Below are 16,642 nucleotides of genomic sequence, written 5' to 3' on the forward strand. Positions count from 1 at the left end.
GCGCTTTCGCGAAGCCGGTTTAAGGGGGGCGTCGACAACCGCAAGCACTAAAAAGGGGCTTCCGCGAGAATGCGGAAGCCCCTTTGCTCTGACTACGGGCTAGAAAGATTATTTTGTGCCCTTGCCAAAGTCCAGGTTGTTGAGGTCGATATTTTCCATTCCCTTCGGCATCTTTGGCATGCCGGGCATACCTGGCATGCCCCCGCCGCCGCCCATTTGCTGCTGGAGCTTTTGCAGCTCCTCCATGGACGGCATGCCGCCGCCACCGGGCATTCCTGGCATTCCGCCCATGCCCGGCATACCGCCTGGCATCTTCGGGCCGCGGTTGCCACCGCCGCCTTTGCCCTTCTTTCGTTTGCCATTCTTGCCCTTGCGGCCCTTAGGCTTCTTCTTGGTAGCGGAGCGACCACCCATGCCGCCCATGCCGAATTGGCCAGCCATCTTGGACATCATCTTCTTAGCCTGGTTGAAGCGCTCAATGAGCTGGTTGACCTCGGAAACGCTAACACCAGAACCATTAGCAATGCGCTTGCGGCGCGAAGCATTGAGAATCTTCGGATCCTCGCGTTCCTGCGGCGTCATACCGCGAATAATCGCCTGGATGCGGTCCAGCTGCTTTTCATCCACCATGGCGGCCATTTCATTCATCTGCTTGCCGCCGGGCATCATCTTCAGCAGATTGCCGATGGGACCCATCTTGCGGATCATCAACATCTGCTCAAGGAAGTCATTTAGCGTCAGCTCGCCAGAGCCCAGCTTAGAGGCTGCCTCTTCGGCTTTCTGATGGTCCAGGGTTGCTTCAGCCTGCTCGATAAGGGAGAGCAAATCACCCATACCCAGAATGCGGCTGGACATGCGCTCCGGGTGGAAGACATCGAAATCATCGAGCTTCTCACCGGTAGAAGCGTACATGATGGGCTTGCCGGTGACCTCACGGATAGACAAGGCCGCACCACCACGGGCGTCACCGTCCAGCTTGGTGAGAACGACGCCGGTAAAGTCCACGCCATCGCGGAAGGCCTCGGCCGTCTGCACGGCGTCCTGGCCGATCATGGAGTCGATGACAAAAAGGACTTCGTCCGGGTTGACGGCATCGCGAATATTGCGCGCCTGCGTCATCAGGGTCTCATCGATGCCCAAGCGGCCAGCGGTATCGATGATGACCACATCGTGCTGCTTCTGCTTAGCCTCAGCAATGCCCTGCTTGGCGACGTCCACCGGGTCCCCGTGCGAGGTGCCCATTTCATGCTCGTTGGAGTCCAGGGAGGTTCCCGGATCTGGTGCGAAGGTCGGCACCTCAGCGCGCTCGCCGACAATTTGCAGCTGCTGCACCGCGCCCGGACGCTGCAAGTCACAGGCCACCAGCATCGGGGTATGGCCCTGCTTAGCTAGGTGCTTGGCCAACTTACCGGCCAGGGTGGTTTTACCAGCACCCTGCAGGCCGGCGAGCATGATCACCGTCGGTGGGTTCTTAGCCAAGTTCAGGCGGCGGGTTTCGCCACCAAGGATCTCAATGAGCTCCTCATTGACGATTTTGACTACCTGCTGCGCTGGGTTAAGCGCCTCAGAGACTTCCGCGCCGCGGGCGCGTTCCTTGATGCGCTTGATAAAGCCACGGACGACGGTCAAAGACACGTCGGCTTCCAGCAGCGCGAGGCGGATCTCGCGAGCGGTGGCATTGATATCAGCCTCGGTCAGTTTGCCCTTACCGCGCAGGCCCGCCAGGGCTGACTGTAGGCGGTCTGATAGTGAGTCAAACACTACGGATGCGCTCCCTTAATTTAGATCGATCTAAAGTTCAACTATTCAATCTTAGTCCCTAGCCAGGGCCCTGGTCACATTCCCCACCACGGTAGCGCGAGAAACCTGCCCGGCGAGGTACACATTGACGATCATCGTCGCGCCCAAAATCTCATGGCGCAGCCATACAAAGTCCGGCAATGCCTCTACCAAGTGCCCTAAAGCGCCGATGCGCTCGACCGTCCGGATGACCAAAATGCCGCCCACATCAAAAGCCGCGGTGGTTACTTCTCCCTCGATATCTGGCAGCTCCGTATAAGTACGGGAGTTATAAGACTGGATAAACCTTACCTCCTGGGCCGCCTCCTTTAGGGTCTGTTGCACCGTCCGGATGAAAAACTCCGCCTTATAGACACCGTCCTCCTCGCGAACGATATTCGCCCGCACGATGGTCCACCCCAGCGCCGATAGCAAGGCGAAGATGCGCTTTAGCTCCCCTTGAGAGGTGCCGCACCACGACACGCTGACTTCTTGGTCTTCCCAATCCACTTTGAGCGCAACGCCTTCGCTAGATAGCGGTACATGCACAGCAGGGCGGTCGAGAACACGTGGCTTGAGCGCCTCAAGTGCCCGCGCGACGATCAGTTTCTGTGCTTGCTCCACTCGCGGTGTCCACACGCCAGGCCCAGTCGATTGGGCATCAGCCTCAGCCAACACCGCTAACAGGGATATAGTCAGCTGGTCATAATGCGCGGCAGCCAAGAGGGCATCGCGAGCGGCATCGGAAGCCGGGTCCATCGTCGCCGCTAACCGCGCCAAGGTGATATGTTCTGCCACTAAGGTTTGGGCGCGCGACCTATCGGCGACGCTCAACCGCATACGGGCTGCCTGGCGGGTAATCATCTCCGCACCTACTTGGGCATGAGGGCGCCCGTAGCCCTTGCCTATGTCATGGTAAAGCGCGGCCAGCAGCAATAAGTCAGGACGAGCCACCGAAGTACGCATCTGCGCGCACCGCGTTACCGTTGCGATGAGATGATGGTCCACCGCATTGACGTGGCTGCGCTCGCGCGGCAACAAGCCGCGCACATGCCCCCATTCTGGGACTAAGCGTTCCCATAGGCCATAGCGGTCCAAGTCCTGTATGACGCGCGGCGTGCATCGCGGCGAGGACAAAATAGCGAAGAAATCATCCACCGCTGCCCGCGGCCAGCGTAGCGGCAGCTCGGGCAGGCCTTGGAGCTGGTGCCACGTGGTCTCGGCGATGATATATCCCGTGCGTGCCGCGGCAGCCGCCACGCGGGTGAGCAGCCACGGGTCCTCTACATTTGGATTGCGGGAAAGGAAAATGTTGCCGCCCTCGGACACCACGTCCACATCGAGCGGGCGGCGCCGGCCCCGGCCGGTCACTGAAGCATTACGGCCTAGCACCCCACGGGCGGTAGCAAGGCCGCGCTCCACCGCCTTATTGACCGTGGCTGCAACGCTGACCAAAGCCGCTGTCAAGGCATAACGACTTTCAAACCCCAGGTCCGCAGCTACATCCGCGGCGAACTCGGGATCCAAGATATCCCGGTGGCGCCGGGCTGTGACGTGCAGGAGCGTGCGGGCGTCGAGAAGCAGCCGCTGCTCAACGTCCAAATCTGGAAAGTCGCACAGGTTGCCCAAAGCCATCGCGCGCAAGAGCTGAATATCGCGCAATCCCCCGCGCCCATTTTTCAAGTCCGGGTTCGTCATCGCTGCCACAGCGCCCGAACGCTTCCACCGAGTAATCGCGGTATCCAAGAAATCATCAAAGCCGCGCTGCAGCTGGCGCCGCCACGCTGCGAGCAATTGCGCCCGCGCCTCATCCACCAGAACCTTGCGCCCTGCTACAAAGGCCAAATCCAACTGGGCAAAGCCGGCAGAGGCATCTTCGGCGGCAATCGCCCCGCACTCTTGCGGGGTGCGCAGGGCATAATCCAGGCGGTACTTGGCATCCCACACGGGGTACCACAGCTGCTCCACCAAAGCCGGATCTGGCTCGTGACCTTCCGGATAGATGAGGATGACATCAATATCAGAGTGCGGAGTCATCTCATTGCGCGCAAAGGATCCGGTGGCAGCGAGCGCTGTTCCCGGTGGAAGCTCGAGACTGCGCAATACACGAAGCGCCGAGGCATGGGCCTCGGCGCGAATCTGTGCGGCGGTATGCATGCGGACTTAGAGCGCCGCCTCGCCGCGCTCGCCGGTGCGCACACGAATGGCATCTTCAACCGGGGTTACCCACAGCTTGCCATCGCCGATCTTGCCCGTGTAGGCAGCATCCACAATGGCATTAATGATGTCTTCGACGTGGTCATCGGCCGCAACAATCTCCAGCTTCACCTTGGGCACAAAGTCGGTGGCGTATTCTGCCCCTCGGTATACCTCGCTGTGTCCACGCTGCTGCCCAAAGCCCTGGCTTTCAGTAACAGTGAGGCCGCGTACTTCCTGCTGCTCCAAAGCCTGGCGGATTTCCGGCAGGGTGAAGGGCTTAACGATGGCCGTGATGAGTTTCATTGTTACTCCTTGCTAACTCTTCGGGGCGGGTCTACAGGCACCGAATAACGTGCACCCATTCTAGCCCGAGCACAGCAATTGCTGTGCAACTTTTCCACATTGCGTATTCAGAGCGCTGGTGGTTTCAGAAGACCTCCTGTGCAACCAGAAAAGCGGCGAGCTGTTCTGTCTTCCCCGCAGCCACGCGCAGGAACAGAAACGGCTCGCCGCCAGAAGGGGCTGGAGAGGACTAGATATCGTCTTCCTCTGCGTGCACGGTCTGAATTTCCCTATTGTTGTGTTTGGCGTGTTTGACGTCGGTGACGGTGACGCCGTAGATGGAACGGCCCAGATAAAAGGAGCCTACCGAGCCGATGATCCATACGCCGAAGCAAGCGATCAGTGCTTGGATGAGCAGCCACAGGGAAAAGCCATCGCGGCCAAAGTCCACGACTAGCTTGGCTACGATGATCAGCGGTACCGCAAGTCCCACGGTAGGGCCCAGCAAGTTAGCACGGGTCAAGGCATCGGGCGCTCGCCACAGCGACACCACCGTAGCGACCACCAAGAGGGTAGCGATGATAAGCAGGACCGAGGCGATAATTTCAGAAATGGCCATGGTTTATCGCCTGCCCTTCGAAATAATGCGGGCCATCGAGAGCGTCGGTAGCACACCGGCGGCAATGGCACCAAGGAGTGCAATGTAATACGCCATCGGGGCGTTATTGGTCATCGACCACGCTAAATACATGCAGATCATGCCGTAGAAAACTATATCCGAGGTAATGGCGCGGGTGAGCTCATCGCGCGTACGAAGCGCTAGCAGCACGCCACACCACGTGGCGATGCCAATGATGAATACGCATACAAATACGACCCAGCCGAATGGGGACAATGTGGCAAAGTCAATCATCGCTCGGTCTCCTTTCTGCGTTGTACGTTGCGGGCGCGGCGCTTTGGGTTTTCGACGTCCGCCTGGCTTTCTGAAAGCGGAGTGTCCTCCGCCCGCGCCAAGTCAGGCGAGCGCATATAGTGTCCCACAGACTCCAGCGGATACTCGTAGAAAGCCTCATCCAATTCTGTAGTCTCCCCTTGGCCCGGCACCCCATAATCGATGTCCTTAACCCGCGGGGCGAGGCGCTGTTCCATCTCAGCCAGATCAGCCACGATTCCCGCCGGGTCGGATCCTTGGACGGCCTGTACCAGCACGATGCGCGGCAGCCCTTGGCGGGGCGGTTCACGCAAACCGAGCGAGAGCGTGCCCGGGGTTGCGGTAATGGAGGACGTAAACCAGAAGATCTCCCAGGCACTAGTCACGCGCAGGGGGTAGCGAATGATAACCGGATTGTATTCGTTATCCGGTTTGAAGGCCGCCAGTGCCAAGCTAATGCCGGCTACGAAAATCTCCTTGATGAGCCACAATGCATACACAATTGCGTTCATTTAACGGCCCTCCTGGATTTCATCGATATTGGGAACGGCAATAGGCTCATCTCCCAAGACGGTTTCAGTATATGCGTTAGTGTCCAGCAGCTGCTCCGCTGCGGCATCCACAACATCGAGGACGATGCCGGAGAAGATGAACATGCACAGCGAACCAAGGATGAGAGCCGCGGATGGGGCCATGAGCTTTTTGCGGATGACCAATTCATCCGGGACCTTGTCCTCCGGCAGGCCCTTGCCCCAGAAGACCTTGCGCCACACGCGCAGCATGGCCAAGAAGGCAGCGAAAGAAGCGATGATGATGGCCGCGATGGCAATCCAGGCCCAAGCACCACCCACGCGGGCGATCTCGAAGACAATCATCAGCTTGCCCCACATTCCCGAGAACGGTGGGAAGCCCACGACGGAGAATGCACCGGCAGCGAAAATCCACGCGATGATGGGGTCGCGGCGAGCAAGGCCGGAAAGCTTGCTGAGCAAGCCCGTGCCGTAGGTCTCCTCAATAGCACCAGAGGCCAAGATCAGCGAACCAACGGTCACCATGTGGTGAATCGTGTACATGATGCCAGCTGCCAGTGCGCGACGTGGGTCATCAGAGGTAAACGCAAGCATGACCAAAATGAAAGGCATGCCGTTGAGCATCTGGTAGCCGAGGACGCGGCGGATGGAATTTTCCGCTAGACCGCCGAAGGCACCGATCATCATGGAGATAATCATGATGACGATGATCAACAGCTTCCAGCGCTGTTCCAGATCGAATAGCTGCACGTAGAGGCGGTAGAGCATGTAGACGGCCACTTTGGTGTGCAAGCCGGAAAACAGGCCCATCACCGCGGCGGAGGTTCCTGGGTAGGTGCGTGGCAGCCACGACTGCACGGGGAACACGCCGGCCTTGGCGGTAATCGCAATGAGGATCAAGCCTGCCGCCACGGTCACCGGCCCATTGCCTGCCGCTGCGCCCTTCAGTGCGCCTAGGTTGACCGCACCAGTAACCGAATAGATATAACCCACGCCAACAACCAACAAGGTGGAGGCGAAAAGGTTAACCAAGACGAAGGCACGGCCGGCTGCCAAGCGCGACCACGTACCAGACATGGTGATAAGGCCGTAGGACGGCAGAAGCATGACCTCAATGAAGACGAAGAAGTTAAAGAGGTCGGCGGTTAGCAATGCACCGCACACACCGGTGATCAAAATCAGGGTGAGCGATGGATAGTAACGAGACTTTGTCTCCCCACCCACAATGGCAAACCAGTTGGCACCAAACGCGACGATCATCGTAGTAATGATCATCAACGCGGAGAAGGCATCCGCCGCAAACGGGATACCCACATTGCCTTGGTAGAGGCCAACAGTATGGGCTACTACCCCATTGTTCATGGTGTAGATGAGCAGGCCCAGGCCGGCGAAAATTCCAATACCCGGGATGATAAGCATGATGGAATCGCGTAGAGCACGCCACGGTGCCAGCAGTGCGAAGGCCGCTGCAATCAGCGGGACCGCTGGAAATAACGGAAGGAGTTGAGCTACAGCATCAGCCATTATTTGTCATCCTCCTTCTGTTCAGTTGCGCCGCGTTCTGCAACGGGAGTGTTGTGGTCCACCTCACCAATTCGGTCAAGCTGATTGGTGGAATCCTCCAAAATTTGGCGATTTTGGGCGTCGCGTCCCAAGGTCGAAAAGGCATGGTCGATGGTGTTGTCATCAACTGGTTCCACCACATCGGTGTCGTCGTTCTTGCCCATGGCCGCCATCGTCAACAAGATGGTCGAGGTTGCCATGGAAATAACAACGGCGGTCAGCACGAAGGCCTGCGGCAGCGGGTCGGCCATCTGATCGTGCGGAACCTGAGATGGGAAGGACTCTCCGCGGTAGGAATACACACCCGTAGCCAGCAGCATCAGGTTGGCACCGTGGCCAAAGGCCATCATGCCCAGCACGATGCGTACCAAGCCGCGCTGCTGGATGAGATAGACAGCACTACCGATGAGCAAAGCAATAGTCAATGCAAGGATCATTACTTCTCCCCTCCCCGGATAGCCGCGGAGCGCTTACTCTTCCTCTTCGTCTTTGCTTCCGAAGGCGTCAGCAAGGCCAACGGATCGGTCGAAGGGTTGATCGGGTCTGGGTACGGATCGTCGACGTCTTCAAGCGAAATGCGTGGAGTCGTCGGCAGCGCGGAATCATCATTATGAACCCATGGCAAGAATTCACGCTCCGTGCCTGGGCGCAGGTAGCCGCCCAATGCGTTAATCGCCATAGTCAACATACCCAGCACCGCTAGGTAGATGCCCAAGTCGAAGATGAGCGAGGTGGTCCAGTGTTGGCCAAAGGCTTCGGCATGGATTGCAGCCAGGAAGCCACCATTGCCAATGCCGTGGTGCAAGTAGCCTACAAAGCCGGCGATCAAGGCGGTGATGATGCCGATACCGGTCAGGTGAATCGGAGTCATGCGGCCGAAAACAATTTCATCGGAGCCACGGGACAGATAGATAAGCCCGATTGCTGCACCCATGATCAGCGCCGCGGGGAAGCCGCCGCCGGAGGCATTGTGCCCGCGGAAGAAAACGATGACGGACATAATGACCAACAGCGGGATAACGACGTGCACGCCCTTGCGCAATGGCACGGAGTTCAACTGGGACTGGCCAAACGGCGCTGGGCGTGTACCCGACTTGAACGGGAACCGCGGCAACGTCGTAGTGATTGCGGCAATAACCACCGCAGCCATGCCCAGTACGGAAAGCTCGCCCAAGGTATCAAGTGCACGGAACTCCACGATGATAGTTGCGACAACATTGTCGCCGCCGGTGATGTCCGGAGCATTGTCCAGGTACCACATCGCCAAATCGGAGCGCTCGTGGCGGCCCATGAGTCCCCACACGCCTAGGAACGCAGCCACACCGGCCAAGACCGCAATGACGATGGAGCCGGTCTTGCGGGATTTGTTCTTCACCGGCTGGAAGGTTTCTGGCAGGTAGCGCAGCACCATCATCATGACGATGACGGACAGGGCCTCCACCATAAACTGCGTCAGCGCCACGTCAGGTGCGCCAAGCAGGAACATCTGCAGGGTCACGCCCGAGCCGGCAATGCCAATCATGATGGCACCGGTCAAGCGGTTCTGGGTGCGCACCAGCCCAAACATCGCTAGGGCGATGATGCCCAGTGGCAGCAGGTCCCATGGGTTATCCAGACCAGCCACCCGTGGCTGCAGTGCTACCCCGTCGACGCCATCGCGAATGAGGGTGGTAGCTGCCAGCACGATAATCAAAATGACAATCGGCAGCATATGACGGGATGGATTATGCGAATCGGACATCTTGCCCAGAACGCGCCCCAACTGGGAGCAACCCTTCATCAGGGAATACAGCAAATCATTGCCGCTGCGCGGCATGAACTCGTGAGCTTCAAAGCTTGCCCACATCTTCTTGCGGGCAAAGATACCGGCAATACCGACGATGAGGACCACTAGCGAGATAAGGAAAGGAACGTTGAACCCGTGCCAGAGGGCAAGGTGCGAATGATGCTCCAATCCCACGGCAGCCACTGCATCATCAATCGGGGCATCAAAGAGCCCGAGCACAAATACCAGCGGCAAGGACATAAAGCCCGGCAAAGCGGCGGGCAGCCAGAGCGACACTGGGGCTTCATGGACATGTCCCATGTCGCGAGGTCCGTCAAAGAAGGCGCCGAAGACAATCTTTGCGGAGTAAGTAAAGGTGAAAAAGGCACCGCTGCCAGCAACGATGAGCAGGATTACCTGGCCCGCGCCGCCAATCGGGGCGTCCTCAAACGCCGTGAGCATTCCCTCTTTGGACACAAAGCCCAGAAGGGGTGGCACCGCAGCCATCGAGGCCGCGCCAATTACTACGGAGCCAAATGTCCACGGCATCTTATTCCACAGTGGTCCTAGGCGGCGAATATCGCGCGACCCAGCCTCGTGGTCGATGACGCCAATGAGCATAAACAGCGAGGACTTAAACAGCGCGTGCGCCAGAGTGTGGACCAACGCTGCAGCGATAGCGAACGGGGTACCCACGCCAATGGTGGCAACAATCCAGCCCAGATGGGAGACGGTGGAATAGGCCGTTAGCTTTTTCAGATCCGTCTTCTGCACTGCAAATACCGCGGACATCACCGCGGTGCCCATGCCTACGACGATGAGCAACCAATTCCACACCGCCACATCGTGGAAGATGGTGGAAAAACGAATAAGCAGGTATACGCCGGCCTTGACCACCGCTGCTGCGTGAAGGAAGGCCGATACCGGGGTGGCAGCGGCCATAGCCTCTGGCAACCAGAAATGGAATGGGAACTGTGCCGCCTTAGTAAAGGCGGACGCCGCAATCAACACGGCTACGGCTGCCGTTATCCCTGGGCGTTCCGTCCATACAGGGGACGCCAAGATATCAGAAACGGTAGTCGATCCGGTCACCGTCGCGGCAATACCCAAGCCGGTCAGCAGGGTCAATCCACCAATAAAGGTTAGGATCAGTGTGCGCTGCGAACCAGCCTCGCCGCCTGAACCGGAGCGAGCAATCAACATAAACGAAGCCAAGGAGACTAGCTCCCAGGCAAGGAACAAAACCACCACGTCATTGGCCAGAACCAGCAACAAGATGGACAGCGTGAACGCTGTCATCAAGGTATAAAAGCTGGTGTTGCCCTCATTCTTGGGCAAATAGGCCGCCGAATACGTGAAAACGACGGCGCCAATGACCAGCGCCAACATAGCGAAGAAGATGCTCAACGCGTCCCCGCGGAGAGCAAAGCTTACGTCGACGCCTGGTGCGATGAAATCACGCACCCAAGTGGCGTGGAAACTTAATTCCTCCCCGGCTGCAATGGCAGGAAATTCCTTGGCGATGAGGACCGCTGCAATAAGAAAAAGGCCAGCCAGTGGATAGCCTGCTTTTCGGTCAATAACCTTTACGGTTACCGGTGCCAAGATCACTGCCAGCGCCGCGAGGAGGACTGCATAAAGTAGCGTCACGAAATACTTGCCTCACGAACCTGGTCTAGGTTTAATGCGAATTTCGCATTAAATACAGCCCTTTCAGGCTACCATTCCCGCCAAGGTCAAACCACATTGCAGCATTCCCCTGCGCTACATAAAAGGCAAGCACAACCGCCACAATTACGCTCGCAGGCAGAGAATTCACAGGCACTCAGCAGGACTTATTCCCGCGCCAATTGCATAGGACTTTTTGCATAGTCTGCGAACCGACAGCGAGATGAGAGAGAAAAGAATTCGCGAGATTGTTGCACGCTATAACTCGCCCATGAAAACGAAGGACGCCCCCAGCACACCGTGGCGCACGTACGTGACACCCGATATGCAGGGGGGAGTTGCAAGGTTGGCTGCTACTTCTCACCCAACAGAGCGTCGACGAAGCCTTCAACTTCGAATGGCGCGAGATCATCGGCGCCTTCGCCCAAGCCCACAAGCTTGACTGGAACACCCAATTCTTCTTGTACCTGGAAGACGATTCCGCCCTTAGCGGTGCCGTCCAGCTTGGTGAGAACCACACCGGTGATATCTACTACCTCGCGGAAGATTCGTGCCTGCGTAAGGCCATTCTGCCCCACCGTGGCATCCAATACCAGCAGGACCTCGTCCACATCGGTCTTCTTTTCTACCACGCGCTTGACCTTGCCTAACTGGTCCATCAGGTCCGTGGAGGTATGGAGCCGGCCTGCGGTGTCGACCAAGACCACATCTACTTGCTGTTCCACGCCGGTTGCTACCGCATCGAAGGCTACCGATGCTGGGTCAGCGCCTTCCTTGCCGCGCACGGTATCGGCGCCAACTCGGCGGCCCCACGTCTCAAGCTGATCAGCGGCCGCAGCTCGGAAAGTATCGGCCGCTCCCAAAAGGACCTTATGGCCCATGGCTACTAGCACGCGAGCAAGCTTGCCGGTGGTTGTGGTCTTGCCGGTGCCATTGACACCGACGACCATTACGATTGCTGGCTTGCCCTCATTCGGCATGGCCTTAATGGAGCGATCCATCTCTGGGTGGCCTGCTTCAATCAGGCATTCGCGCAGCATGGCACGGGCTTCATCCTCGCTGGAAACGCCGCGCTCTGCAATCTTCTCGCGCAGGGAGTCAGTCACTTTCATCGTGGACTTGGTGCCCAAATCCGCCATGATGAGCGTATCTTCGACTTCCTCCCAGGCTTCCTCATCCAAATCGCCTGCGGACAAAATTCCCATGAGCCCTTGACCGATGGCATTTTGCGAGCGCGAAAGGCGCCCGCGCAAACGCCCAAGACGCCCACCGGCGGGTGCGATATCATCCTGCGGAGCCGGTGCTGGGGCAGGTTCGCCTGTTGGAACTTCGGTCTGTTCCTTGGCGGCTTCGGCTGCACCGGTTTGTGCCTCGGCAGCAGCTGCGGCTTCTTCGGCTTCCTCGCGGTCGTCCACCCGCTCCTCGATGTCTTCCGCGTCATTGTCTTCAACAACCTCATCGAAGACTGGGGACTCCTCTTCTACCTCGGCATTTTCCACGGAGACAACGTCTTCCGGCTCTTTTGCCTTTTCGGCAGCTGCCGGCTCTTCCGGCTTGGGTGCAGCTTCTGGCTGTCCAGCCGCTTCCGGGGCACGGTCCGCGTGCGATTCTTCGCTTTCCGACGCCCCAGCTACCGCACCCGCTACGCCTGCCGCGCCAGCAGTCGTCGCCGCGGCCGCAGCGCCAGTTCCCTTGGACTGTGGTTTTTCTGTCTTATCAGCGGAAGATTCTGCCGCTTGCTTCTTCTCCTCCGCTGGCGCTTGGGCCTGGTCCTGCTTAGTAGGCTCTGCCGACTTGTCGGTCTTCGCCGGCTTCCCCTGCTGAGGTGCCGACTTGGTTTCTGATTTCTCTGCCACAGACTTGTCTGCCATAGGCTTGTCGGCCACGGGCTTGTTTGCCGCGGCATCAGTCGTGGGCTGAGCAGACTGTGGCTTATCAGCCTGCGGCTTCGCCTGTGCCTGCGGCTTTTCCTTAGACTGTGAGGTCTTGCCGCTGAGCTGCTCGTTGGCGATGTCTGTAGCATTCGGCTCTGTCTTCGCTGCCTGCTGCGCTTGAGCTGACTTGTCCGCCTGAACCGGGGCTTTCTGCGCTTCCTTAGCGCCGCCAGCAGGAGCAAAGTTAAAGCCGGACTTGGCTTGATAGTTGCCGGACTTTTGCTCCTGGGTCAGCTGCTTCGGTTCTTCCTCAGCAGGCTTATCAAAGGACACCTTCTTGGCGTCGCCGCGCTTTTTGCCGATTACTACGAAAAGAATAATCAGCACGATGACGACGATCGCAATGCCGATCCATAACCATAAAGAATTCATGCCTCTATAGTGCCAGTCTTCTCAGCTCGCGGCACGCCAAACCCCCTCCTATAGCGGAAGGATTTCTGCGGGAAGTCGACGAGCCCAGGCTACTTCCCCGCCTCGTCACCACGGGGAGCATCTACGCCCAAGCGAGTGGCATCCTCGCTGGCTTGCTCCGTTCCAGGGGCGCTGCCTGCGGGATTCATGCGCTGCGAAATCACGCGAGTAACACCATCGCCGCGCATGGTTACGCCATAAAGGACGTTGGCGACATCCATCGTCGGCTTTTGGTGCGTAATGACGATTAGCTGCGAGTCTTTCCGCAGCTCCTCAAAGAGGGCAATGAGGCGGCGCAGGTTGACGTCATCAAGCGCTGCCTCAACCTCGTCCATGACATAGAACGGGCTGGGGCGGGCACGGAAGATGGCTACCAACATCGCTAGCGCAGTAAGCGACTTCTCGCCACCAGATAGCAAGGACAGGCGCTTGACTTTCTTGCCCGGTGGGCGCGCTTCCACCTCGATGCCGGTAGTGAGCATGTCCTCCGGCTCTGTGAGAATAAGCCGCCCCTCGCCACCGGGGAAAAGGGTCTGGAAAACCTTAGGAAATTCTGCTTCGACGTCGTGCCACGCATCCGTAAACAGTTGCAAAATCTGCGCGTCTACATCTTCGATAACGCCCGCCAGATCCTTGCGGGCTTGGATGACATCCTCCAACTGAGTGGAAAGGAAGGAATAGCGCTCCTCCAAAGCCTTGTATTCTTCCAGCGCGAGCGGATTGACCTTGCCTAGGGAATTGAGGTCTTTTTCTGCTTGCTTCAAGCGCGCGTTTTCCGCCCCGCGGTCGAAATCTTCGCCTGGAGTGTAGTCCTGCAAGAGATCTGAAATCGAAATGCCCAGCTGTTCCACGATCTTGGCTTCGGCTTCGTCCACACGCACCTGCGCCTGGGAGCGAGCAATTTCCGAGTCATGGGCGCGGTTGGTCAGCCGGTCCAGCTGCTGCCGCGCGGCCGAGACGTGTTGCTTGACCTGCTGCAGCTGCGAGTTTAGGGAGGTGCGCTGTGCAAAGTAATCATCGCGCTCAGAGGTCGCGCGCTCGAGGAGCTGCGTGGCGCGGGCAGCCAAATCGCGGGAATGCTTGGCCACCGCACCGGCCAATTCTCCCTGGGCCTTGCGCCGCGCCATTGCTTGCTCATGGCGGGCCTTGGCTTGGCGTTCATGCTGCGCTTGGCGACGCAACGCCTCTCCCTTCCCCGCTACCTGCCCCACGTGGTCTTGGGCAGAACGGGCTGCAACCTGCGCCTCCATTTCCATGGACTTGACCTGCTCTAATGCTGCGGAGGCCTCATCGCGCTCCACCGAAGAGGGTTCGTCGGGTTGTTCGTCCGCATCGACGCGGGCGAGCCTATCGCGGGCGTCGGCAAGCTGCGTGCGGGCCTCGGTCAGCTTGACCTCGATCTCGGTCGCGCGCGACGCGGCCTTCTCGTGCTCATTCTTATTGGCCTCGTATTGCTTGAGCAGGCGCTGGTGATCGCGCTTCCACGCATCAACTTCAGTATCGTGCTCGCGCAAGGCGGCCTTTGCCGAGGCTGCAGTCACTCGGGCATCCTCCGCCGCGATCTTCGCGCCCTCAAGCGTGCCCGATAGTTCTTCCAGCTCCTGCGTGGCAGATTCCAACTGCTCCTCTGCCTCCGCGATGCGGGCGGAAACCTCGACGGTGGATGAGGCACCGGTGCCTACTTCTACCCAACCTTCACCCAGCACCACGCCGGATTCGGTGACCGCACGCAGGCGGGGATCCTCGGCCACCAGCTTTTTCGCCTCCGCGACATCGGAGACGAGCACGACATCCGCAAGGAGGCGGTGCAGCGCGGCGGATACCTCTGGAACCACCGCAATGTGGTCGAGCAACCACGAGGTGCCTGCGGGCAAAGTCGCATCCACGCGCCAAGAAGAGGAAGGGGCGGCCACGGAGACGTCGATAAGCGCAGAGCGCGTGCCCTTTTCCAAGTCCGCAATCAGCTGGGCAGAAATCTCGCCCGCCTGGGCCTCTGCAAAAGCACCCAACGCGGCAGCTACCGCGGTCTCGTACTTGGTGGTAATGAACTCGGCCAACGGTTGGAAATGCTCGCCGACCTCAATCTTTTCCGGCGCAGTTTGAGCCAAGGTATCGATGCGGGAGCGCAACGTGTAGACGGCGCGCTCGCGCTCGCGCTGCTCATCGCGTAGCTGCTCCAAACGCTTATCGGCCGCACCCGATTCACTGGCCGCTCGCACATGGGCTTCCTCGAGCGGCTCACGCTCACCGGCCAAAGACTGCAACTTATCCGCTACCTCATCGGCTTCCGCCTGGGCAGCTTGGGTGCGCTGCTTGGTAGAAGTCAAGGTCTCCTCTTGACGCGCCAGCTCCTCTTCTGCCGAAGTTACCTGGCCTGCCGCCTTTTCTTCTGCGGCGATGAGGCGGACGACGCCCTCACGCCTATCCGCAATAGCCCGCAGCTGCGCCATGTGCTCGCGCTCAGCGGCCTCGAATGCCTCACGACGCTCTGCTACCTCCTCGCGGATAGCCTCTAGGCGTTCCGCAGCTTCCTCTGCCGCGGCGAGAAGCTCCGCATGCTCTTCGTCCGCGCGGGCAGCACGGGCCTCTAGGTCATCCGGGTCCTGGCCAGAATAGGCCACCTGGGCGTCGGCATTGGCCGCTCGTTCCTCCGCGATGCGCTGGGTGGCGGAAATGCGCTCGGAAAGCGTGGATAGGTCGAACCACAGCTTTTGGGCGGAATCCGCCTTGGGGTTAATCTCCTCCAGCTGGGCTTCCACTTCTAGCTGGGAACCCGTTGCCTCTTCTAGCTGCGCAGTAACTTCTTCTACTTGCTCGGCTAGGACCTCGGCCGCGCGCTCGGCCTCCTGAAACTTGCTGCGCAGGCGCACTACCCTATCGCCGGCAAGCCGCAGGCGAGCGTCGCGCAAATCAGCCTGTACAGTGGCAGCGCGCTGCGCGGCCTCAGCCTGACGGGCCAAAGGCTTGAGCTGCTTGCCCAACTCATCAGTAAGGTCCTGCAGGCGATCCAAATTGGCCTGCATGCCGGTGAGCTTGCGCTGCGCTTTTTCCTTGCGGCGGCGATGCTTGAGCACACCCGCAGCCTCTTCGATATACGAGCGCCGATCCTCAGGCCGCGATTCTAGGATCTCAGAAAGCTTGCCTTGGCCGACGATAATGTGCATCTCGCGGCCAATACCGGAATCAGATAGCAGCTCCTGAATATCCATCAGGCGCGCTTTGGCGCCATTGATTTCGTATTCGCTGGCGCCATCGCGGAACATCCGGCGGGTGACCGACACTTCCGAGTATTCGATTGGCAGCGCACCGTCCGCATTATCAATGGTGAGGGTGACCTCGGCGCGCCCCAGCGCTTTGCGGTCACCAGCGCCGGCAAAGATGACGTCCTGCATCTTTCCACCGCGCAGCGTCTTGGCGCTTCCCTCACCCATAACCCAGGCCAGGGCGTCGACCACATTGGACTTGCCGGAGCCATTCGGTCCGACGACGGCGCAAATTCCTGGCTCGAATTTCAGAGACGTCGCCGACGCGAATGATTTGAAGCCTTTCAGCGTCAGCGATTTCAGGTGCATTTGGGTAA

At 59.1% G+C, this 16,642-nt stretch carries 11 protein-coding genes; all 11 read right to left on the reverse strand.

Annotated features, from left to right (window positions below):
• Window positions 1–108 precede the first annotated feature (108 nt).
• The 11 genes from ffh to smc all read right to left on the reverse strand — a co-directional run bounded on the left by ffh (window position 109) and on the right by smc (window position 16,634).
• Window positions 109–1,761 carry a signal recognition particle protein gene (gene ffh / locus RAE04_RS01000; protein WP_225746779.1) on the reverse strand — a complete coding sequence of 551 codons (1,653 nt, stop codon included), beginning with the start codon at window positions 1,759–1,761 and terminating at the stop codon, window positions 109–111.
• A 51-nt stretch (window positions 1,762–1,812) separates the two neighbouring features.
• Window positions 1,813–3,936, reverse strand: a complete 2,124-nt coding sequence (locus tag RAE04_RS01005; protein ID WP_317026120.1) for a [protein-PII] uridylyltransferase — start codon at window positions 3,934–3,936, stop codon at window positions 1,813–1,815.
• 6 nt (window positions 3,937–3,942) lie between these two features.
• Window positions 3,943–4,281 carry a P-II family nitrogen regulator gene (locus RAE04_RS01010; RefSeq protein WP_239273121.1) on the reverse strand — a complete coding sequence of 113 codons (339 nt, stop codon included), beginning with the start codon at window positions 4,279–4,281 and terminating at the stop codon, window positions 3,943–3,945.
• A 229-nt stretch (window positions 4,282–4,510) separates the two neighbouring features.
• Window positions 4,511–4,879 (reverse strand): Na+/H+ antiporter subunit G, encoded by a 369-nt coding sequence (locus RAE04_RS01015; RefSeq protein WP_198491644.1) that lies wholly within the window; start codon window positions 4,877–4,879, stop codon window positions 4,511–4,513.
• A gap of 3 nt (window positions 4,880–4,882) precedes the next feature.
• Window positions 4,883–5,173, reverse strand: a complete 291-nt coding sequence (locus RAE04_RS01020; protein WP_023021278.1) for a hypothetical protein — start codon at window positions 5,171–5,173, stop codon at window positions 4,883–4,885.
• Window positions 5,170–5,703: a monovalent cation/H+ antiporter subunit E gene (locus tag RAE04_RS01025; RefSeq protein WP_317026121.1), complete on the reverse strand. Its 534-nt coding sequence runs from the start codon at window positions 5,701–5,703 to the stop codon at window positions 5,170–5,172. Before RAE04_RS01025 ends, RAE04_RS01020 begins: the two co-directional genes overlap by 4 nt.
• On the reverse strand, window positions 5,704–7,245 hold the full coding sequence (locus RAE04_RS01030) for a monovalent cation/H+ antiporter subunit D family protein (RefSeq protein ID WP_317026122.1): 1,542 nt from the start codon (window positions 7,243–7,245) through the stop codon (window positions 5,704–5,706).
• Entirely contained in the window at window positions 7,245–7,721 is a 477-nt protein-coding gene (locus RAE04_RS01035; protein WP_284838811.1) for a sodium:proton antiporter, read from the reverse strand. Before RAE04_RS01035 ends, RAE04_RS01030 begins: the two co-directional genes overlap by 1 nt.
• Window positions 7,721–10,699 carry a DUF4040 family protein gene (locus tag RAE04_RS01040; RefSeq protein ID WP_317026123.1) on the reverse strand — a complete coding sequence of 993 codons (2,979 nt, stop codon included), beginning with the start codon at window positions 10,697–10,699 and terminating at the stop codon, window positions 7,721–7,723. Before RAE04_RS01040 ends, RAE04_RS01035 begins: the two co-directional genes overlap by 1 nt.
• Window positions 10,700–11,070: 371 nt before the next feature.
• Entirely contained in the window at window positions 11,071–13,023 is a 1,953-nt protein-coding gene (gene ftsY, locus RAE04_RS01045; RefSeq protein ID WP_317026124.1) for a signal recognition particle-docking protein FtsY, read from the reverse strand.
• A gap of 89 nt (window positions 13,024–13,112) precedes the next feature.
• Window positions 13,113–16,634: a chromosome segregation protein SMC gene (gene smc, locus RAE04_RS01050; protein ID WP_317026125.1), complete on the reverse strand. Its 3,522-nt coding sequence runs from the start codon at window positions 16,632–16,634 to the stop codon at window positions 13,113–13,115.
• Between the last annotated feature and the right edge of the window lie 8 nt (window positions 16,635–16,642).

Source organism: Corynebacterium sp. CTNIH16 (assembly GCF_032821655.1).
Classification (GTDB): domain Bacteria; phylum Actinomycetota; class Actinomycetes; order Mycobacteriales; family Mycobacteriaceae; genus Corynebacterium; species Corynebacterium marquesiae.